We start from the raw sequence: 19,477 nt of genomic DNA on the forward strand, positions 1-19,477 counted from the left end.
CATGGTCATCATCATCGGATTGGGTAAAACCGGACTCTCCTGCATCGATTACTTCCTCGGTCGTGGCGTCACGCCGCTGGTGATGGACACCCGCGCCAACCCGCCGGGCAAGGATCAGCTGCCACCCGGGGTGGAGCTGGTCCAGGGGCTCGATGCAGAGCTGCTCAAGCAGGCGCACATGATAGTGGCGAGTCCGGGCATCGCGCTGGCGACTCCCGAGCTGAAAGCCGCTGCCGAGTGCGGCGTGCAGATCATCGGCGACATCGAGCTGTTCGTGCGCGACAGCGAAGTGCCGGTCATCGCCATCACCGGTTCCAACGGCAAGAGCACGGTGACTACCCTGGTGGGCGAGATGATCGCCGAGGCCGGGCTCAAGGTCGGTGTGGGCGGCAATATCGGCATCCCGGCGCTGGAGCTGCTCAAGCAGCCGATGGATCTCTGCGTACTGGAGCTCTCCAGCTTCCAGCTGGAGACCACCTACAGCCTGCGCGCCGCGGCCTCCGTGGTGCTCAACCTCTCCGAAGATCATATGGATCGCTATCAGGGGATGGCCGACTATCGCGCCGCCAAGATGGAGATCCATCAGCACTCCCAACACATTCTGGTCAACCGTGACGATGCCCAGACTCTGCCCGATGTGGGTCAGGTGTGGCAGAGTTTCGGCCTCGACTGCAACGGCTACGGCCGCTGCCTGCTGGATGGCCGTCAGTGGCTCACCCTCCATGGTGAGCCCCTGCTGGCGGTCGACGAGATGAAGATCGTCGGTGCCCACAACCAGGCCAACGCCCTGGCCGCCATGGCCCTGTGCGATGCGGTCGGCATCCCCCGCGATGCCCAGCTCGCCGTGCTGCGCCGCTTCGAAGGTTTGCCGCACCGTGCCCGCTTCGTGCGCGAGGTGAACGGGGTACGCTGGATCAACGACTCCAAGGCCACCAACGTGGGGGCGACCCTGGCTGCTGTGGCCGGGGTGCGCGAATCCGTAAAAGGGCGTCTGCTGCTGCTGGCCGGTGGCCAGGGCAAGGGGCAGGATTTCGGCCCCATCCAGGCGCTGCTCGGCAACCAGATCGATCACATGTACTGCTTCGGTCAGGATGCCGAGGTGCTGCTGGCCCTGGGTGAGCAGACCGAGCGGGTGGTGGACCTTGACGCCGCCGTCGCCAAGGCGGCCGCCGATGCCAGGCCCGGTGACTGGGTGCTGCTGGCGCCCGCCTGCGCCAGCCTGGATCAGTTCAAATCCTTCGAAGTGCGTGGCGACCGCTTCACCGAAATGGTGATGGCCCTATGAACGCCCTTCGCGCAGTCGCAGGCCTGTTCCAGCGCTGGTTGTTGCCGGCGCGACCCGCCGGTCTCTACGATCGGCAGCTGGTACTGCTGGCGCTGTCGCTGATGGCGGTCGGGGTGGTGATCGTGGCCTCCGCCTCGATCCCGGAGGGGATTGCCCTGGGCGATGATCCCTTCATGTTCGTCAAGCGTCACGGCATGTTCCTGGTGATGGCGCTCGGTATCTCCTGGTTTGTGTTGCAGGTGCCCATGGCGCGCTGGCAACAGCACAACGGCCCCATGCTGTTGCTGGCCATCCTGTTGCTGGTGCTGGTGCTGCTGGTGGGGCGCAACGTCAACGGGGCGGTGCGCTGGCTACCGCTCGGACCGTTCAACCTGCAGCCTGCCGAATTCGGCAAGCTGGCGCTGTTCGTCTATCTGGCGGGCTACCTGGTGCGTCGCCAGAACGAAGTGCGCGAGGCCTGGCTCGGCTTCTTGAAACCGCTGGCGGTGTTCGGGGTGCTGGCCATCCTGTTGCTGTTGCAGCCGGATCTGGGCTCCACCGTGGTGATGTTCGTCACCTCGTTCGGCATGCTGTTTCTGGCCGGCGCCAAGCTGTGGCAGTTCATGATCCTGATTGGTGGCGGTCTGGGGGGCGTGATCCTGCTGATCATCGTCGAGCCCTACCGGATGCGCCGGGTGACCTCCTTCATGGATCCCTGGGCCGATCCGTTCGGCAGCGGCTACCAGCTGACCCAGTCCCTGATGGCGTTTGGCCGTGGCAGCTGGTTCGGCGAGGGGCTTGGCAACTCCATCCAGAAGATGGAGTACCTGCCGGAGGCCCACACCGACTTCGTGTTTGCGATTCTGGGTGAAGAGCTGGGCTATATCGGCGTGCTGGGCGCCCTATTCCTCATCTTTGCCCTGGCGGTCAAGGCGCTCAAGCTGGGTCATCGCGCCCTGCAGGCCGACCGCCTCTATGACGGCTATCTGGCCATCGGCATCGGTATCTGGTTCAGCTTCCAGACCTTCGTCAACGTCGGCGCCGCCAGCGGCATGATGCCGACCAAGGGGTTGACCCTGCCGCTGGTCAGTTACGGCGGCTCCAGTCTCATCATCATGACGGTGGCGGTGAGCATGCTGATAAGAATCGATTTTGAATTGCGCCAGGCGACTGCCCAGGCGCGCGTGCGGGAGGTTTAGTGAGCAAGACGCTGTTGGTGATGGCAGGTGGTACCGGGGGCCATGTGTTCCCCGGTCTGGCCGTGGCCGATCGATTGAAGGAACAGGGCTGGACCATCCACTGGCTCGGTACCGCCGACCGGATGGAGGCCGAGCTGGTGCCCGCCCACGGCTACCCCATCTCCTTCATCGATATTCAGGGGGTGCGTGGCAACGGCATCAAGCGGCTGCTGGTGGCGCCCTATCGCATCATCAAATCCATCCTGCAGGCGCGCCGGGTGCTCAAGACGGTGCGCCCTGACGTGGTGCTCGGCATGGGCGGTTTTGCCTCCGGCCCGGGTGGTGTGGCGGCCTGGCTCGCCGGCATCCCGCTGCTGCTACACGAGCAGAACGCCGCCGCCGGCATGACCAACAAGCTGCTGGCCCGCATTGCCAGACGCGTTTTGATGGCCTTCCCCGGGGCTTTTGCGCCGAACCGGCGTACCGCCGTGGTCGGCAATCCGGTGCGTCCCGAAGTGGTGGCGCTGCCGGATCCCGAACTGCGCAGTGACAGCGAACCGCTGCACCTGCTGGTGGTCGGTGGCAGCCTGGGGGCCCGGGTGCTGAACGAGCAAGTGCCTGCCGCAGTGGCGGCTGCCGGTATCCCCATTGCGGTGCGCCATCAGTGTGGCAAGGGCAATGGCGAGGCGGTGAGCGCGGCCTACGCCAACGAGGGCCTGACCGCCGACGTGAGTGAATTTATCAAGGACATGGCGGGTGCCTATGCCTGGGCCGACCTGGTGGTCTGCCGGGCGGGGGCCCTGACCGTCTCCGAAGTGGCCGCTGCCGGTGTAGCCGCCATTTTCGTGCCGCTGCCCCATGCGGTGGACGATCACCAGACCCGCAACGCCCTGACCCTGGTCGACGGCGGTGCGGCTGAATTCCTGCCCCAGTCCGAGCTGACCACGGCCTCGCTGGCTGCGCGCCTCTCCTGGCTGGCCGGGCGCAGGGAAACCCTGTTTAACATGGCCCAGGCCGCCCGTCGCGTCGCCATTACCGATGCGGCAGAGCGGGTTGCGGATGAATGCAAACGGCTCGCCACCAAACAGGGCGAGCCAGCGTGATGAACAAGATTGCACGGACCGAGTCGTGCCGTGCGATCCCCGAATATAGCGATGCCGCCGGGCGGGTTGCCGGTGAATGCAAGTGGCTTGCGGCAGAATAAAGAGACGATTATGACCAAGGTTGAACTGGCAAAACTGCGTACCGTTATCCCCGAAATGCGCCGCGTGCGTCGCATCCACTTCATCGGCATCGGTGGTGCCGGCATGGGGGGGATTGCCGAGGTGCTGGCCAATGAGGGGTATCAGGTCACGGGTTCCGACCTGGCACGCAATGCAGTGACCGAGCGACTGGCGTCGCTGGGTGCCCACATCTTCGTCGGCCACAGCGCCGAGCACGTCGCCGGAGCGAGCGTGGTGGTGGTCTCCACCGCCATCAAGCAGGACAACCCCGAGCTGCTGGCTGCCCGCGAGCTGCGCATCCCCATAGTGCGCCGTGCCGAGATGCTGGCCGAGCTGATGCGTTTCCGCCATGGCATCGCCATCGCAGGTACCCACGGCAAGACCACCACCACCAGCCTGGTGGCGAGCATCTATGCCGAGGCGGACCGGGATCCGACCTTCGTCATCGGCGGCCTGCTCAACAGCGCCGGCACCAATGCACGCCTGGGCAGCAGCCGTTACCTGATCGCCGAAGCGGACGAGAGCGACGCCTCCTTCCTGCATCTGCAACCCATGGTATCCATCGTGACCAACATCGAAGCGGATCACATGGACACCTACGGCGGCGACTTCGCCAAGCTGAAGGCCACCTTCATCGAGTTTCTCCACAACCTGCCTTTCTACGGACTGGCAGTGGTTTGCATCGATGATCCGGTGATCCGCGGCCTGCTGCCGGAGATTGCCCGTCCCACCCTGACTTACGGTCTGTCGGACGATGCCGACGTCCAGGTGCTGGATTTTGTCCAGACCACCAATCACAGCTGCTTCCGGGTACGTCGCAAAGAGGCGGGCGAACTGCAAGTCACCCTCAATCTGCCGGGGATCCACAACGCCCTGAACGCGGCGGCGGCGATAGCTGTCGCGACCGAGGACGGGGTGAGCGACGAGGCCATCATCCGGGCGCTGGCCAAATTCGAGGGGGTGGGCCGCCGCTTCCAGCAATATGGCGAATTCGAGACCGGTCGTGGCAAGGCGATGCTGGTGGACGATTACGGTCACCATCCGAGCGAAGTGAAGGTGACCATCAACGCGGCTCGTGCCGGCTGGCCCGAGAAGCGACTGGTGATGGTGTTCCAGCCACACCGCTATACCCGCACCCGCGATCTCTACGAAGACTTTGCCGATGTGCTCTCCAAGGTCGATGTGCTGGTGATGCTGGAGGTTTATGCTGCCGGCGAGGAGCCGATCCCCGGCGCCGATGGCCGAGCCCTGTGCCGCTCCATCCGCTCTCGTGGCAACCTGGAACCCATCTTTGTGGCCACGCCGGATGACGTGCCGGCGGTGCTGGCCGACCTGGTTGGCGAGGGGGATCTGGTGCTGACCCAGGGGGCCGGCAACGTCGGTGCCCTAGCACGTCGTCTCGGTGAGATGAAATTGAGCATAGAGAGCATGAAATCTGGTGCTTGAGGGCCCAATGAGTATTTTGACCGCCAAGCCGGGGCCTATATAATGGCGAACCGGTCTGCCAAAAGGCCGGTTTAGCGCGTTACACGGGGATCGATCGGGTGGAGTCAAGGGCACAGGGGCGCACCAAGGGTGGCTTCATCGCAGGAGTGGCGTTTTTCCTGCTGGTGATATGGAGCTGCTACCGGACGGCGCTGGATGTTAAAGGTTGGCTGACTGACGCCAATCGGTTGCCCATGAGCGAGTTGTTGCTGCAGGGGCAACATCAGTATTTGCAGACAGAGGAGTTGCGGCAGGCCGTGCTGGATGGTGCCGAGTCGCGCAACTTCTTCGAGCTGGATGTGAACGAATTGCAGGGGCGTCTGAATGCCCTGCCGTGGGTGGCCTCGGTGTCGGTCCGCAAGAAGTGGCCGAACAAGATCAAGGTCTACCTCACCGAACAGGATGTGGCGGCGCGCTGGAATGGCAACCGCTTCGTCAATACCCAGGGCAAGGTGTTCAGTGCTCCGGATCGGGTCAAGGTAGCGCTGATGCAGCTATCAGGACCGGATGACCAGGCTGCTCGGGTATTGAAAGAGAGCCAGCAGTACGAGTCGCAACTGGCTGCCAAAGGATACAAGTTGCTGGGAGTGAATCTGACTCCCCGCCATGCCTGGGAACTGACCCTGGATGGCAATATCAAGCTGTTCCTCGGACGCAACGACATCGCGCTCCGGTTGCAGCGGTTTATCGATGCCTTCCCGGTGATCGAACCCCGTTCGCAGGTTGCGTACGTGGATCTTCGATACGACACCGGAATGGCGGTTGGCTGGAAGAAGAGCGAAGAGAAAGTGCATGACCAACACCGCAGATAGGAATTTGATTGTCGGACTGGATATCGGCACTACCAAGGTGGCGGTTCTGGTCGGGGAAGTATTGCCGGACGGCGAACTGAACGTCATCGGCATGGGCAGTCACGCATCCCGCGGCATGGAGAAGGGCGGGGTCAACGATCTCGACTCCGTGGTCAAGTCTCTGCGTCGTGCCGTGGAAGAGGCCGAGATGATGGCCGACTGCCAGATCAGCTCGGTTTACCTCGGTCTGTCCGGCAAGCATATCGATTGTCGCAACGAGACCGGCATGGTGCCCATCTCCGACGAGGAGGTGACCCAGGAGGATGTGGACAACGTGATCCACACCGCCAAATCGGTACGTCTGTCTGACGAGCTGCGGGTGCTGCACGTGCTGCCCCAGGAGTTCGCCATCGATTACCAGGAGGGGATCAAGAACCCGGTCGGTCTCTCCGGCGTGCGGATGGCGGCCAAGGTCCATCTGGTGACCTGCCACAACGACATGGCGCGCAACATCGAAAAATGCGTAGAGAAGGTAGGTCTGCGGGTAGATCAGCTGATCTTCTCCGCCCTGGCCTCCAGCTATGCGGTGCTGACCGAAGACGAGAAGGAGCTGGGTGTCTGCGTGGTGGACATTGGCGGTGGCACCATGGACATGTCGCTGTTTACCGGCGGTGCCCTGCGTCACACCAAGGTGATCCCGTATGCCGGCAGCACTGTCACCAGCGACATCGCTTACGCCTTCGGCACACCGCCGCTGGACGCCGAGGCGATCAAGGTGCGTTACGGCTGCGCCCTCGGCCGCCTGGTCAGCAAGGAAGACAATATTGAAGTACCCAGTGTCGGCGGCCGTCCGGCGCGCAGCCTGCAGCGGCAGACACTGGCTGAAGTGATCGAACCCCGTTACACCGAGTTGCTCTCCATGGTGAATGACGAGCTGGTGCGGGTACAAAGCGAATTGAAAGCGCAAGGGGTCAAGCATCAGCTGGCTGCCGGTGTGGTTCTGACCGGTGGTGCGGCCCAGATCGAAGGCGTGGTGGAGTGCGCAGAGCAGATCTTCCAGTGCCAGGTCCGGGTGGGTGAGCCCATGAATATACGTGGTTTGAGCGATTACGTGCAGGCGCCTGTCTACTCGACTGCGGTCGGGTTGTTGCAGTACGGCCGTACTCATCAGGCGACAGGTAGCAACAAAGAATATGCCGCCAAGGCAAGTGTCGGTGGTCTGGTCAAACGGGTCAGCAACTGGCTGCGTGGCGAGTTCTAAGAATTTTGCTGAAGTCAGCAAATAAAGCGGAGAGACGATATGTTTGAATTCATGGATAGCCATACTGACGAAGCCGTCATCAAGGTGATCGGTGTCGGTGGCGGCGGTGGCAACGCCGTCGAGCACATGGTGCGTCAGAACATTGAGGGCGTAGAGTTCATCACGGTGAACACAGACGCCCAGGCACTGCGCAACTCCAGTGCCAACACCACCCTGCAGATCGGCGGTGGCATCACCAAGGGTCTGGGCGCTGGCGCCAACCCGGAAGTGGGTCGTGACGCCGCCATGGAAGACAGGGAAGCGCTGCGTGAGCTGCTGACCGGTTCCGACATGGTCTTCATCGCGGCCGGCATGGGCGGCGGTACCGGTACCGGTGCTGCGCCGATCGTGGCCGAAGTGGCTCGCGAGATGGGCATCCTGACCGTGGCGGTGGTTACCAAGCCGTTCTCCTTCGAAGGGAAGAAGCGGATGGGCTTTGCCCAGCATGGTATCGAAGAGCTGTCCAAGAATGTCGACTCCCTGATCACCATCCCCAACGACAAGTTGCTGAAAGTGCTGGGCCGCGGTATCTCCCTGCTGGACGCCTTCAAGGCTGCCAACGACGTGCTGCTGGGCGCGGTACAGGGTATCGCCGAGCTGATCACCCGTCCGGGCCTGATCAACGTCGACTTCGCGGACGTGCGTACCGTCATGCGCGAAATGGGTACCGCCATGATGGGTACCGGTTCCGCCTCCGGTGACGATCGTGCCGAAGAAGCGGCAGAGAAAGCCATCTCCAGCCCGCTGCTGGAAGACGTGGATCTGGCCGGTGCCCGTGGCATCCTGGTCAACATTACCGCCGGCATGGACATGACCATCGAAGAGTTCGAAACCGTGGGTAATGCGGTCAAGGCCTTCGCCTCCGAGAACGCCACCGTGGTGGTAGGTACCGTAATCGATCCGGAAATGCACGACGAGCTGCGTGTGACCGTGGTTGCGACCGGTATCGGTGCCGAGCGCAAGCCGGACATCACCCTGGTCAAGAGCAGCCAGGTGCAAGAGCGCCCGGTGCGCCAGCCGCTGGTCAGCGACATGATGCAGGGCCGCGTGATGGAAGAGGCTCCGGCCAAGGTGGTCAACGCCGAGCCACAGGCTCGTCGCGAACCGGATTATCTGGATATTCCGGCGTTCCTGCGCAAGCAGGCTGACTAAGCCTCTTATGGGGCTGGTTTGTTTGTTGCTTAAGGAATGTGCTAAGATGGCCTGCCAACGACCATCTGGTCCGGATTTTAAGCTGTTTAGGGTACACCCATGATTAGACAAAGAACCTTGAAAACGAGTGTACAGGCGACTGGCGTCGGCCTGCATTCGGGCCGGAAAGTCACCATGACATTCCGTCCGGCTCCTGTGAACACAGGGATCGTTTACTTGCGTACCGACCTGAATCCTGTGGTGGAGCTGCCAGCCAATGCCGATCAGGTGCGCGATACCATGCTCTGTACCGCACTGGTCAACGAAGCCGGTGTCCGTGTCTCTACTATTGAGCACCTCTCCGCAGCCCTTGCCGGGATGGGGATCGACAACCTCTACGTCGAGGTTGACGCGCCCGAGATCCCGGTGATGGACGGCAGTGCACACCCCTTTATCTACCTGTTGCAGGAAGTCGGGGTCCGTGAACAGAATGCGGCCAAGCAGTTTGTGCGGATCAAGAAGAGTATCCGGGTTGAAGACGGCGACAAGTGGGCGGAATTCCACCCCTATCGCAACGGCTTCAAGATGGATCTCGAGATCGATTTCCAGCACCCGGTGTTTGAAGGGCGCAACCAGCGTTGCGTACTGGACTTCTCCGGTGCCTCCTTCGTGAAAGAGATCAGCCGTGCCCGTACCTTCGGGTTCATGCGTGATATCGAGTACCTGCGCTCCCAGAATCTGGCGCTGGGCGGAAGCCTGGAAAACGCCGTGGTACTGGATGACTACCGAGTGCTGAACGAAGATGGTCTGCGCTACGAGGACGAATTCGTCAAGCACAAAATGCTGGATGCGATCGGTGACCTCTACATGTGCAACCGCAGCATCATCGGCGAATTCCGTGCCTACAAGACCGGCCATGCCCTGAACAACAAGCTGCTGCGTGCCTTGCTGGCCGAGCAGGAAGCCTGGGAACTGGTGACCTTTGAAGGCGAGGGCGACAAAGCGCCTATCGCTTACTACGACAACGGTCTGGTTCTGGCCTGATAGCTGTGCAACGGAACGTCGGTCCTCTCTCCGCACCGACGTTCCGTCATTTGTTTACTCCATCCTTCAATACCGATTATCTCCCGGTTTTATTTCCCGTGCAGTCTCTGGACCGTACCTGACCGAGCAGACAGATTTCTATGAGCATTACCCTGATCCTCCACGGCAAGCAGCGACACAAGTTGCACGTACCCAAACAGCGTCTGGCCTGGGTCGGCGGTATCGTTTTCTCCCTGTTGGCCCTGGGGGGCGGCTGGCTCTGGCAGAGCTGGCAGCAGAAAATGGACGCGCTGGAACTGGCGCTGGCCATGGCCGAGCAGCAATCCGCCAAACAGAGTGGCGACGAAGCCCGTGAACAACTTGCCATGCTGGCGGCCCAGGTGGGCACCATGCAGGGGCAGCTGGGGCGCCTCAATGCCCTCGGTGAACGTCTGACCGAGCAGGCAGACCTCGATCCCGAGGAGTTCAATTTCAAGGAACTGCCCCCCATGGGCGGTCCTTCCTACGATGAAGATCTGGAAGTCAGCCTCAACGAGCTGCAGGACTCCATGAAGCATCTCAGCCAGCAGCTCAGCAGTCGTGAAGAGCAGCTGTCGGTACTTGAATCTTTCATCATGAATCACCATATCACTGATGCCGGTTTCATCTCCGGCACGCCGGTCCAGCAGGAGCGGGTCTGGGTGTCGTCCGGCTTCGGGGGGCGGGTCGACCCGTTCAACGGTCGGGCCAAGATGCACAAAGGGGTCGATTATCGTGGCAAGGTGGGCACCCCCATCCTGGCCACGGGCCCGGGTGTGGTGAGATGGGCCGGTCGTCATCCGGAGTTTGGCAATATGGTGGAGATCAACCACGGCAATGGCCTGGTGACCCGCTATGCCCACAACTCCAAGTTGCTGGTCGAAGTTGGTACCCTGGTCGATCAGGGTCAGAAGATTGCCTTGATGGGGCGTACCGGTCGCGCGACCGGCGTCCATCTGCATTACGAAGTGTTGAAAGACGGTCGTCAGGTCAACCCCGCACGCTTTCTGAGTGCCAGCCGGGGTTAGGTTTTTTTCTTCAGGTTCCAGTGACGGAACGCTTTTATAACCAGAAATAGTTGGTACCCATGATTAGCACACTGCTTACCAAGATTATCGGCAGCCGGAACGACAGAACGCTCAAGGCTTTGCGCAAAATTGTAAAACAGATCAATGCGATGGAGCCGCAGTTCGAGGCGCTGTCCGACGCCGAACTGCAGGCAAAGACCGCCGAGTACCGTCAGCGTCTGGAGCAGGGCGAGACCCTGGAGCAGCTGTTGCCGGAAGCGTTCGCCACCGTGCGCGAAGCCTCCAAGCGAGTATTTGGCATGCGCCACTTCGACGTACAGCTGATCGGCGGCATGGTGCTGAACTCCAACCGCATCGCCGAAATGAAGACGGGTGAAGGTAAAACCCTGACTGCCACCCTGCCGGCTTATCTGAACGCGCTCTCCGGTCGCGGCGTACACGTGGTGACAGTGAACGACTATCTGGCCAAGCGTGACGCCGAGGCGAACCGCCCGCTGTTCACTTTCCTCGGCATGACGGTGGATTGCAACGTGCCGGGCATGGATGCATCCCAGAAGCGCGACGCCTACGCCGCCGACATCACCTATGGTACCAACAATGAATTCGGTTTCGACTACCTGCGCGACAACATGGCCTTCTCGCCGGAACAGCGCGTGCAGCGTCCGCTCAACTACGCCCTGGTGGACGAAGTGGACTCCGTGCTCATCGACGAAGCTCGTACTCCGCTGATCATCTCCGGCCCGGCCGAAGACAGCTCCGAACTCTATATCCGCGTCAACAAGCTGATTCCGTTGCTGGTCAAGCAGGACAAGGAAGATACCGAAGAGTACACAGGCGATGGCCACTACACGGTGGACGAGAAGAACCGCCAGGCGCTGCTGACCGAGAACGGCCAGATCTTCGTGGAAGAGCTGCTCAAGAAAGAGGGGCTGCTCGACGAAAACGACTCCCTGTTCTCCGCCTCCAACATCAGCCTGCTGCACCACGTCAACGCCGGTCTGCGTGCCCACACCCTGTTTGAGCGCAATGTGGATTACATCGTCCAGAAGGACGAGATCGTCATCGTCGACGAGCATACCGGCCGTACCATGCCGGGTCGTCGCTGGTCCGATGGCCTGCACCAGGCCGTCGAGGCGAAGGAAGGGGTCAAGATCCAGAACGAGAACCAGACCCTGGCCTCCATCACCTTCCAGAACTACTTCCGCCTCTACAACAAGCTGGCGGGCATGACGGGTACCGCCGATACCGAAGCCTTTGAATTCCAGCAGATTTATGGCCTGGATACCGTGGTAATCCCGACCAACAAGCCGATGGTGCGCAAAGATATGGGCGATCTGGTCTACCTGACCGCCAATGAGAAATACGCCGCCATCATCGACGACATCCGTGGTTGCGTCGAACGGGGCCAGCCTGTGCTGGTGGGTACCGTCTCCATCGAGAACTCCGAGCTGCTCTCCGGCATCCTGACCAAGGAGAAGATCCCGCACAAGGTGCTGAACGCCAAGTTCCACGCCATGGAGGCGGAGATCGTTGCCCAGGCTGGCCAGTCCGGCGCCGTTACCATCGCCACCAACATGGCCGGTCGTGGTACCGACATCGTGCTGGGTGGCAACTGGCAGGCGGAGATCGCCGCGCTGGAGAACCCGACCGACGAACAGATCCGTGAGATCAAGGCAGCCTGGCAGGCGCGTCACGACGCGGTACTGGCCGCTGGCGGTCTGCACATCATCGGCACCGAGCGCCACGAGTCCCGCCGTATCGACAACCAGCTGCGCGGCCGTTCCGGTCGTCAGGGGGACCCGGGCTCCTCCCGCTTCTATCTCTCCATGGAAGATACCCTGATGCGGATCTTCGCCTCCGATCGCGTGACCGGCATGATGAAGAAGCTGGGCATGGAGCAGGGCGAAGCCATCGAGCACCCCTGGGTGACCAAGGCCATCGAGAACGCCCAGCGCAAGGTGGAAGGTCGCAACTTCGACATCCGCAAGAGCCTGCTCGAGTTTGACGATGTGGCCAACGACCAGCGTAAAGTGGTCTACGAGCAGCGCAACGAGCTGCTGGATACCGATGACATCTCCGAGACCATCCACGTGATCCGCGATGACGTCTACAACAACGTGATCGACGAGTACATCCCGCCCCAGTCTCTGGAAGAGATGTGGGACGTAGCGGGTCTGGAAGCTCGCCTCAAGGGTGACTTCTCCCTCGACTTGCCGCTGGTCAAGTGGCTGGAAGAAGACGACAAGCTTTACGAAGAGAAATTGCGCGAGCGCATTCTGGATGAGGCTCGCAAGCTCTACGCCCACAAGGAAGAACTGGTCGGCACCGCGGTGCTGCGCAACTTCGAGAAGGCCGTGATGCTGCAGACCCTGGATGGCCTGTGGAAGGAGCACCTGGCGGCCATGGATCACCTGCGTCAGGGCATCCATCTGCGCGGCTACGCCCAGAAGAACCCCAAGCAGGAGTACAAGCGTGAATCCTTCGATCTGTTCACCCAGATGCTGGAAACCCTCAAGCGCGACGTGGTCAGCATCCTGAGCCGGGTTCAGGTGCAGGAGCGCGACGTGGAGGCGATGGAGGCCCAGCAGCGCCAGCAGGCTGAAGCTGCTCCCCGCACCTACACCCATGCCAGTGCCGAGAACCAGCTGGCGGGTGAAGAGGCAGCCTCCGACGAGGGTCACACCACCTTCGTGCGGGACGAGCAGAAAGTAGGTCGCAACGATCCCTGCCCCTGTGGCTCCGGCAAGAAGTACAAGCACTGTCACGGTCAGTTGACCTGATAACGCGCGATGCCATCACGAGGCGGGCCCAGTGCCCGCCTTGTTATTGATGAGGAACGCGCAGTGGCCGTATCTGACGAGGTAACCGAGATGGAACAGAAAAAACGGATCTGGGTGGCGGTGGGCGTCATCGAGAACGAGCGGGGCGAGATCTTCATCGCCAAGCGATCTTCCGACCGCCATCAGGGGGATCGCTGGGAGTTCCCCGGTGGCAAGGTGGAGTCGGGTGAAGACTTGCTCACCGCTCTGGACAGGGAGCTGTGGGAGGAGATCGGCATCCGGGTACAGGATTGCTCCCCCTTCATGGAGCTGCACCACGACTATCCCGAGAAGCAGGTGTTGCTGGATATCTGGAAGGTGACGCGCTTTAGCGGTGAGCCGTTCGGCAAAGAGGGGCAGGAGTGTCTCTGGGTGCCAGTGGCCGAGCTGCACAACTATCACTTCCCCGATGCCAATGGCCCCATAGTGGCGCGCCTGCAGGGCTGATCCTCTGATCCGGAAATGAAAAAGGGCCTTCAGGCCCTTTTTTGTATTTTGGCGGATGCGGCTTATAGCCAGCGGTCGCTCTCTTCCGGATCCGGCAACAGGTCGGGGTTTGTCTCCCCCGGGATGCGCTTCTCTTCATCGGCCCATTCGCCGAGATCGATCAGCTGGCAGCGCTTGCTGCAGAAGGGGCGAAAGGGGCTCTGCGGGCCCCATTCCACTTTACTGTTACAGGTAGGGCACTTGACCTTGGTGACCATGAGCACTCCTCAGCAGCAGGCTAGTTGGAACGGTACATCGCCAATCTGCTGCTCTGTGGTGGGCAGAAAACGCAGGGCGAAGCGATTCTTGTGACCGCTCAGGGTCGGGTAGCAGAGCAGGTTGTCCGCCAGACGGATGCGGATCAGCTCGGCGCTCTCGGCGGTGTCCTGGAAGAAGCCGTTGGTGGCCACCTGATCGCTGAAGCAGCCTGACTCGCGCCACAGGCGCAGCAGCAGGGAGATGGCATTCATCATCAGGGTGATGTCGCTGAGCCAGCCCTGCATCTGTTGATGGCGGGTGATGGCTGGGGTGGCGAGCCAGTGGTGCAGCTGCGGCACGTCGAAGGCGCACAAGCCACCCGGAATGGAGAAACGCTGGCGGATGGAGCCGAGCAGGCGATCTTCTTTCAGGCGGGCACCGGGGCGGGGGGCGTTCAGCAGGCTGCGGGAGAGCTGGCTGCACTCCTGCTGCATCAGCTTGACCTGCTCCAGATCCACGTCGGGCAGGTTGGCCCAGTGGCTCAGACGCTGGCTGAGGCGCTCCAGATCCTTGATAAGATCGGCCCGCAGATCGCCGCGCTCAAGCAACTCCTGCAGATCGAACAGCCCCTTGAAAAAGGCGATATGTGCCCAGGACTGGTCACTCTCCAGATTGTCGTGGATCTGGGAAAACAGGGATTCCAGACGCAGATAAGTCCGGCTTTTTTCATTGAGGGGGAAATCGTAAATCATGCCTAATCCTGGCCAGCCATAAACCGGCCTAGTGTACTCACTGTTGCTTGGCTTGTTGAGAGGCAAACGCCAGATATGTTTGGTGCAGGGCCAAAATTTGCGTTCTGATTGCCATTTTGTCCTCTGCCCGGTTGTCGAGTATGTCGTCGGCGACCGCGAGACGCTCATCCCGGCTGGCCTGAGCGGCCAGAATGGCCTTGGCCTGCTCCGGGTTCACTCCATCCCGGCGACAGGTGCGTGCGATCTGGGTCGCTTCGTCCACGTCGATCACCAGCACCCGATCTGCGAGCCCGGTGAGCCTGTTCTCCACCAGCAGGGGAACCACCAGCAGGCAGTAGGGGGCGCGGGCGGCGGCGCACTGGCGTTGCATTTCGGTGCGGATGAGGGGGTGGAGCAGGGCATTGAGCCAGGCCTTGGCATCGGGTTCGCTGAAGACCCGCTCGCGCAGCTGGCGGCGATCGAGCCGGCCATCGGAGGCGATGACATCCGGGCCAAAGTGGGCGGCGATGGCGGCTAGGGTCGGGGTGCCCGGTTCCACCACCTCGCGGGCGATGACGTCAGCATCGATCACGTCGATGCCGAGCTCGGCAAACTGGTTGGCCACCGTAGTCTTGCCGCTGCCAATTCCGCCGGTGATTGCGACTACATACATGGGTCAGAGCACCATTTCGAGATACCAGCGGGTGATGGTATCGCCCCACAGCAGGGCGATCCAGCCCGCGATGGCCAGATAGGGGCCAAAGGGGATGGGGTTGCCCTGATGGTGCTTGCGCAGCGCGATGCCGATGATGGCGCCCACCAGGGAGGAGAGCAGCAGTATGATGGGCAGCGACTGCCAGCCCAGCCAGGCACCGAGTGCCGCCAGTAGCTTGAAGTCGCCATAACCCATCCCCTCCTTGCCGGTCAGCAGCTTGAAAGCCCAGTAGAGGCTCCACAGCACCAGATAGCCGGCCATGGCCCCGACCACCGCGTCGGCCAGCGGTACAAAGCCACCCAGCAGATTGAACAGCAATCCGCCCCACAGCAGCGGCAGGGTAAGCTGGTCGGGCAGCAGCATCTTGTCCAGATCGATAAAGGTGAGCGCCACCAGCACCCAGGTCAGCAGCAGGGCTGCCAGCACACCCCAGCCCGGCGTCAGGGTCGTGGCTACCGCCACCGAGAGCAGGGCGGTCAGTAGCTCCACCAGGGGATAACGGGCCGAGATGGGGGCCTGACACTCCCGGCAGCGACCCCTGAGCCAGAGCCAGCTCAGGAGCGGGATATTCTCGGCGGCCGTGATGGCATGGCCGCAGTGGGGGCAGGCAGAACGCGGCACCATCAGGTTGTAACGCTCAACCGGCTCGCTGTTTGGCGCTTGTGTCTCGAAGTAGCCGTGATACTCGGCCTGCCACTCCCGCTCCAGCATGATGGGTAGGCGATGGATCACCACGTTGAGGAAGCTGCCGATCATCAGGGAGAAGAGAAAAACCAGGGAGAGATAGAGCCAGGGTAAGCCGTGCGCCAGCTCGATAAGAAGTGTCATAACCAACCGTCAGTCATCAAATAAAGGAAAGGGCATGGGCGGCCTTGGCCGGAATGCCCTCATGAATCAACCCACGACATCGCCAAGCTTGAAGATGGGCAGGTACATGGCGATAACCATGCCGCCGACCAGTACCCCGAGCACCACCATGATGAGGGGTTCCAGCAGGCTGGTGAGGCCATCCACCAGATCATCCACCTCCTGTTCGAAGATGGTGGCGACCTTGGAGAGCATATCATCGATGGCGCCGGACTCCTCGCCGATCATCACCATCTGGATCACCATGTCGGGGAAGAGATCCACGGTGCGCATCGCCACGTTGATCTGCATGCCGGCCACTACCTCGTTACGAATGGCCATGACGGCGGTGCGATAGACATAGTTGCCGGAGGCCCCCGCCGCCGAGATGAGTGCATCCACCAATGGTATACCGGCCGAGAAGGTGGTGGAGAGGGTGCGGGCAAAGCGGGCCATGGCGGCTTTGTGTAATATCATGCCGACCACCGGGATGGTCAGCACGAACTTGTCGGTGTTGTCTCTTACCTTTTGAGAAGCGCGCCAGGCGCGGACATAGAGGAAGATGGCGAGCGCCGCCCCGCCGAAGAAGACATACCACCAGTTCTGCATGAAGCGGGAGATGCCGATGACGAACTGGGTGAAGATGGGCAGCTCGGCGCCGAAGCTCTTGAAGATGTCTTCGAACTGGGGGATGACGAACAGCAACAGGATGGAGGTGACGACGATGGCCACCAGGATGACCATGGTGGGGTAGAACATCGCCTTCTTGATCTTGGACTTGAGCGCTTCCGATTTTTCTCGATAGGTGGCGATGCGATCGTAGATGGTCTCCAGTGCGCCGGACTGCTCGCCCGCCTCCACCAGATCGCAGTAGAGGGCGTCGAAGTAGCGGGGATGGCGGCGCAGCGCCTCCGACATGGGGGTACCGGTCTCCACATCGGCGGCGACGATCCCCATCAGCTCGCGCATCGAGGCTTTTTCATGGCTGCGGGCGATGATCTGCAGGCTCTGCACCAGCGGTACACCCGCGGAGAGCATGGTGGTGATCTGGCGCGAGACGATGGCGATATCCATCGGTTTGATCTTGGCGCCGCCTTTGGAGAACAGCCCCTGGGATTTTTTGGTCACCTTGGTGACATTGACCCCCTGCTTGCGCAGTTCGGCCTTGACGGTATTGATGCTGTCGGCCTGGAGTTCGCCAGAAACTTTCTGGCCCTTGCGGTTGACCCCGCTCCAGCGAAACGCGAAGACTTTCTTGGGGGCATTATTCTTGTTGGTTAGCGTTGCCATCACTGCATCCTGCAATTGGGTCGGGCGCAGGGTGTCTCACACCTCTTCGCCATTGACCTGGTCAAGGTCCCCGGTTGGCACTTGCCAGCGGGATACTGATTCGATGGGGGGCCATCTTGGCGCCTGCCCGATTTGCTCTCTGGCATCCCGTATTTATGTCGCCAGCTTCCAGAAGGCGTTACGGCACGATCCGGCATTGTCCGTAGAGGGGCACCCCTTAGTCAGTTGGTGGTGACCCGGTTCACTTCCGCCAGACTGGTGACACCCAGGCGGGCCTTTTCCAACCCGGAGGTGCGCAGGGTTCGCATCCCTTCCTTTTGGGCGATGGCGGCGATCTGCAGCGAGTTGGCTCCCTGCATGATCAATTTTGCGATATTTTCCGACATCAGCATGATTTCGTAGATGCCGACCCGTCCCTTGTAGCCGCCCGAGCACTCCTTGCAACCCACCGGCTTGAACAACCTCAGCCCCGCAGCCAGTTGCTGCGGGGTAAAGCCCAGCTCCAGCAACTCGGCTTCCGGCACCACTTCGGGCGCTTTGCAGTGATCGCACAGCTTGCGAGCCAGCCGCTGGGCCATGATCAGGGTCACCGAGGAGGCGATGTTGAAGGCGGGCACCCCCATGTTCATCATCCGGGTCAGGGTCTCGGCAGCGGAGTTAGTGTGTAGGGTGGAGAGCACCAGGTGGCCGGTTTGCGCCGCCTTGATGGCGATCTCGGCGGTTTCCAAGTCCCGTATTTCCCCGACCATCACCACATCAGGATCCTGACGCAGGAAGGAGCGCAGGGCGCTGGCGAAGGTGAGTCCCGCCTTGGGATTGACCTGCACCTGGTTGACGCCGGGCAGGTTGATCTCCACTGGATCCTCGGCGGTGGAGATATTTACCTCTGTGGTGTTGAGAATGTTGAGGCCGGTGTAAAGCGAGACTGTCTTGCCCGAGCCGGTGGGGCCGGTCACCAGGATCATCCCCTGGGGCTTGGAGAGGGCGCGCAGGTATTGCGCCTTCTGCCTGTCGTCAAAGCCGAGCTGCTCGATATTGAGCCGCGCCGCCGAGGAGTCCAGCAGACGGATAACGATCTTCTCCCCCCACATGGTGGGCAGGGTGTTGACCCGCATGTCCATCGACTTGTTGCGCGACAGCTTCAGCTTGATACGCCCATCCTGGGGCAGGCGCCGCTCGGCGATATCGAGCCGTGCCATCACCTTGAGGCGGGCCGAGAAGCGGTTGGCCAGATTGACCGGTGGCGTGGCGATTTCGTGCAGGATGCCGTCAATGCGAAAGCGGATGCGGTACTTCTGCTCATAGGGTTCGAAGTGCAGGTCGGAGGCGCCGCGCTTGATGGCATCCATCAGGATCTTGTTGATGTACTTGACGATGGGGGCGTCATCGTCCGTGGTGTTGACACTCTCGTCGAGGCGACTGCTCTCGTCGGAAACCTCGAGATCCGAGATCTCCGACTCGTCAATATCCTCCATGCCGAGCACGTCGGTCTCGTTCTCCAGCAGCTTGCCGATGGCGGTGGTGAGCTTGTTCTCCTCCACCAGTAGCGCCTCGGTATGGAGCCCGAAGCTGAAGCCGAAATCTTCCAGTGCCGACACATTGGTCGGATCCGACATGGCGATATAGAGGGTGTGGCCCTGGGTGTAGATGGGCAGCACATGATGTTTCTCAATCAGCTTCTGATTGAGGTACTTCTGCGGGATCTCGGCCAGGTCGAAGGCGGCAAGATCCAGTAGAGGTACCCCATACTCCAGCTCGCAGAAATCGGCCAACGCCTTGCTGTCGAGGATCTGGTTTTCCACCAGAAACGCCACGAAGGGTTTGCGCTGGGCCTTGGCCTGACTCAGGTAGCGCTGGGAATCCTCTTCGCTGATCAACGAAGAGGCGGCCAGGCTTATCGCCAGGCCGCTATGGGGGCTAGAGGTCATGC

Annotated in this window: 17 protein-coding genes; 11 read left to right on the forward strand and 6 right to left on the reverse strand. The window is 61.4% G+C overall.

Going from position 1 to position 19,477, the window contains the following annotated elements; all coding sequences use genetic code 11:
- Nucleotide 1: 1 nt before the first annotated feature.
- The 11 genes from murD (at nt 2) to mutT (ending at nt 13,728) form a co-directional block, all read left to right on the forward strand.
- Complete coding sequence (murD, locus tag ACB034_RS12195) at nt 2-1,285, forward strand: UDP-N-acetylmuramoyl-L-alanine--D-glutamate ligase (RefSeq protein WP_371172918.1); 1,284 nt, start codon at nt 2-4, stop codon at nt 1,283-1,285.
- Entirely contained in the window at nt 1,282-2,463 is a 1,182-nt protein-coding gene (ftsW, locus tag ACB034_RS12200; protein WP_042025080.1) for a cell division protein FtsW, read from the forward strand. Before murD ends, ftsW begins: the two co-directional genes overlap by 4 nt.
- Nucleotides 2,463-3,545, forward strand: a complete 1,083-nt coding sequence (gene murG, locus ACB034_RS12205) for an undecaprenyldiphospho-muramoylpentapeptide beta-N-acetylglucosaminyltransferase (RefSeq protein ID WP_371172919.1) — start codon at nt 2,463-2,465, stop codon at nt 3,543-3,545. Before ftsW ends, murG begins: the two co-directional genes overlap by 1 nt.
- A gap of 111 nt (nt 3,546-3,656) precedes the next feature.
- The gene (murC, locus tag ACB034_RS12210; protein WP_371172920.1) at nt 3,657-5,111 is read left to right on the forward strand and encodes a UDP-N-acetylmuramate--L-alanine ligase; all 1,455 of its coding nucleotides are present in this window, start codon (nt 3,657-3,659) and stop codon (nt 5,109-5,111) included.
- A 98-nt stretch (nt 5,112-5,209) separates the two neighbouring features.
- Nucleotides 5,210-5,962 (forward strand): cell division protein FtsQ/DivIB, encoded by a 753-nt coding sequence (locus ACB034_RS12215; protein WP_371172921.1) that lies wholly within the window; start codon nt 5,210-5,212, stop codon nt 5,960-5,962.
- Nucleotides 5,943-7,202, forward strand: coding sequence for a cell division protein FtsA (gene ftsA / locus ACB034_RS12220; RefSeq protein WP_026456699.1), 1,260 nt, complete (start codon nt 5,943-5,945; stop codon nt 7,200-7,202). The genes ACB034_RS12215 and ftsA overlap by 20 nt, the downstream gene beginning before the upstream one ends.
- Nucleotides 7,203-7,241: 39 nt before the next feature.
- Nucleotides 7,242-8,393 carry a cell division protein FtsZ gene (gene ftsZ / locus ACB034_RS12225; protein ID WP_026456700.1) on the forward strand — a complete coding sequence of 384 codons (1,152 nt, stop codon included), beginning with the start codon at nt 7,242-7,244 and terminating at the stop codon, nt 8,391-8,393.
- Between the two features lie 99 nt (nt 8,394-8,492).
- Nucleotides 8,493-9,416 (forward strand): UDP-3-O-acyl-N-acetylglucosamine deacetylase, encoded by a 924-nt coding sequence (lpxC, locus tag ACB034_RS12230; RefSeq protein ID WP_371172922.1) that lies wholly within the window; start codon nt 8,493-8,495, stop codon nt 9,414-9,416.
- 140 nt (nt 9,417-9,556) lie between these two features.
- Nucleotides 9,557-10,462 (forward strand): M23 family metallopeptidase, encoded by a 906-nt coding sequence (locus ACB034_RS12235; RefSeq protein ID WP_201941473.1) that lies wholly within the window; start codon nt 9,557-9,559, stop codon nt 10,460-10,462.
- A 59-nt stretch (nt 10,463-10,521) separates the two neighbouring features.
- Nucleotides 10,522-13,242, forward strand: coding sequence for a preprotein translocase subunit SecA (secA, locus tag ACB034_RS12240; RefSeq protein WP_124238853.1), 2,721 nt, complete (start codon nt 10,522-10,524; stop codon nt 13,240-13,242).
- A gap of 90 nt (nt 13,243-13,332) precedes the next feature.
- On the forward strand, nt 13,333-13,728 hold the full coding sequence (mutT, locus tag ACB034_RS12245) for an 8-oxo-dGTP diphosphatase MutT (protein ID WP_026457309.1): 396 nt from the start codon (nt 13,333-13,335) through the stop codon (nt 13,726-13,728).
- 62 nt (nt 13,729-13,790) lie between these two features.
- Here the strand turns inward: mutT and yacG are convergent, their stop codons facing one another.
- From yacG to tapB, 6 genes are all read right to left on the reverse strand, one after another.
- The gene (gene yacG, locus ACB034_RS12250; protein WP_371172923.1) at nt 13,791-13,985 is read right to left on the reverse strand and encodes a DNA gyrase inhibitor YacG; all 195 of its coding nucleotides are present in this window, start codon (nt 13,983-13,985) and stop codon (nt 13,791-13,793) included.
- A gap of 9 nt (nt 13,986-13,994) precedes the next feature.
- Nucleotides 13,995-14,717 carry a cell division protein ZapD gene (gene zapD / locus ACB034_RS12255; protein ID WP_061476588.1) on the reverse strand — a complete coding sequence of 241 codons (723 nt, stop codon included), beginning with the start codon at nt 14,715-14,717 and terminating at the stop codon, nt 13,995-13,997.
- Between the two features lie 37 nt (nt 14,718-14,754).
- Nucleotides 14,755-15,369: a dephospho-CoA kinase gene (coaE, locus tag ACB034_RS12260; RefSeq protein WP_371172924.1), complete on the reverse strand. Its 615-nt coding sequence runs from the start codon at nt 15,367-15,369 to the stop codon at nt 14,755-14,757.
- A gap of 3 nt (nt 15,370-15,372) precedes the next feature.
- Nucleotides 15,373-16,239, reverse strand: a complete 867-nt coding sequence (locus ACB034_RS12265) for an A24 family peptidase (RefSeq protein WP_371172925.1) — start codon at nt 16,237-16,239, stop codon at nt 15,373-15,375.
- A gap of 66 nt (nt 16,240-16,305) precedes the next feature.
- A complete protein-coding gene (locus tag ACB034_RS12270; RefSeq protein ID WP_201980459.1) occupies nt 16,306-17,547 on the reverse strand; it encodes a type II secretion system F family protein in 1,242 nt (413 codons plus the stop codon).
- Between the two features lie 221 nt (nt 17,548-17,768).
- Complete coding sequence (gene tapB / locus ACB034_RS12275) at nt 17,769-19,475, reverse strand: PilB family type IVa pilus assembly ATPase TapB (protein ID WP_342013425.1); 1,707 nt, start codon at nt 19,473-19,475, stop codon at nt 17,769-17,771.
- Nucleotides 19,476-19,477: the final 2 nt, after the last annotated feature.

The sequence above is a fragment of the Aeromonas sp. S18(2024) genome (genome assembly GCF_041402525.1).
Taxonomy (GTDB): Bacteria; Pseudomonadota; Gammaproteobacteria; order Enterobacterales; family Aeromonadaceae; genus Aeromonas; species Aeromonas enteropelogenes.

What these genes read in the sequence shown, in the direction of transcription:
- murD (WP_371172918.1), top strand. Translation starts at nt 2, where the DNA reads ATGGTCATCATCATCGGATTGGGTAAAACCGGACTCTCCTGCATCGAT.
- ftsW (WP_042025080.1), top strand. Translation starts at nt 1,282, where the DNA reads ATGAACGCCCTTCGCGCAGTCGCAGGCCTGTTCCAGCGCTGGTTGTTG.
- murC (WP_371172920.1), top strand. Translation starts at nt 3,657, where the DNA reads ATGACCAAGGTTGAACTGGCAAAACTGCGTACCGTTATCCCCGAAATG.
- ftsA (WP_026456699.1), top strand. Translation starts at nt 5,943, where the DNA reads ATGACCAACACCGCAGATAGGAATTTGATTGTCGGACTGGATATCGGC.
- ftsZ (WP_026456700.1), top strand. Translation starts at nt 7,242, where the DNA reads ATGTTTGAATTCATGGATAGCCATACTGACGAAGCCGTCATCAAGGTG.
- lpxC (WP_371172922.1), top strand. Translation starts at nt 8,493, where the DNA reads ATGATTAGACAAAGAACCTTGAAAACGAGTGTACAGGCGACTGGCGTC.
- ACB034_RS12235 (WP_201941473.1), top strand. Translation starts at nt 9,557, where the DNA reads ATGAGCATTACCCTGATCCTCCACGGCAAGCAGCGACACAAGTTGCAC.
- secA (WP_124238853.1), top strand. Translation starts at nt 10,522, where the DNA reads ATGATTAGCACACTGCTTACCAAGATTATCGGCAGCCGGAACGACAGA.
- mutT (WP_026457309.1), top strand. Translation starts at nt 13,333, where the DNA reads ATGGAACAGAAAAAACGGATCTGGGTGGCGGTGGGCGTCATCGAGAAC.
- yacG (WP_371172923.1), bottom strand. Translation starts at nt 13,985, where the DNA reads ATGGTCACCAAGGTCAAGTGCCCTACCTGTAACAGTAAAGTGGAATGG.
- zapD (WP_061476588.1), bottom strand. Translation starts at nt 14,717, where the DNA reads ATGATTTACGATTTCCCCCTCAATGAAAAAAGCCGGACTTATCTGCGT.
- coaE (WP_371172924.1), bottom strand. Translation starts at nt 15,369, where the DNA reads ATGTATGTAGTCGCAATCACCGGCGGAATTGGCAGCGGCAAGACTACG.
- ACB034_RS12265 (WP_371172925.1), bottom strand. Translation starts at nt 16,239, where the DNA reads ATGACACTTCTTATCGAGCTGGCGCACGGCTTACCCTGGCTCTATCTC.
- ACB034_RS12270 (WP_201980459.1), bottom strand. Translation starts at nt 17,547, where the DNA reads ATGGCAACGCTAACCAACAAGAATAATGCCCCCAAGAAAGTCTTCGCG.
- tapB (WP_342013425.1), bottom strand. Translation starts at nt 19,475, where the DNA reads ATGACCTCTAGCCCCCATAGCGGCCTGGCGATAAGCCTGGCCGCCTCT.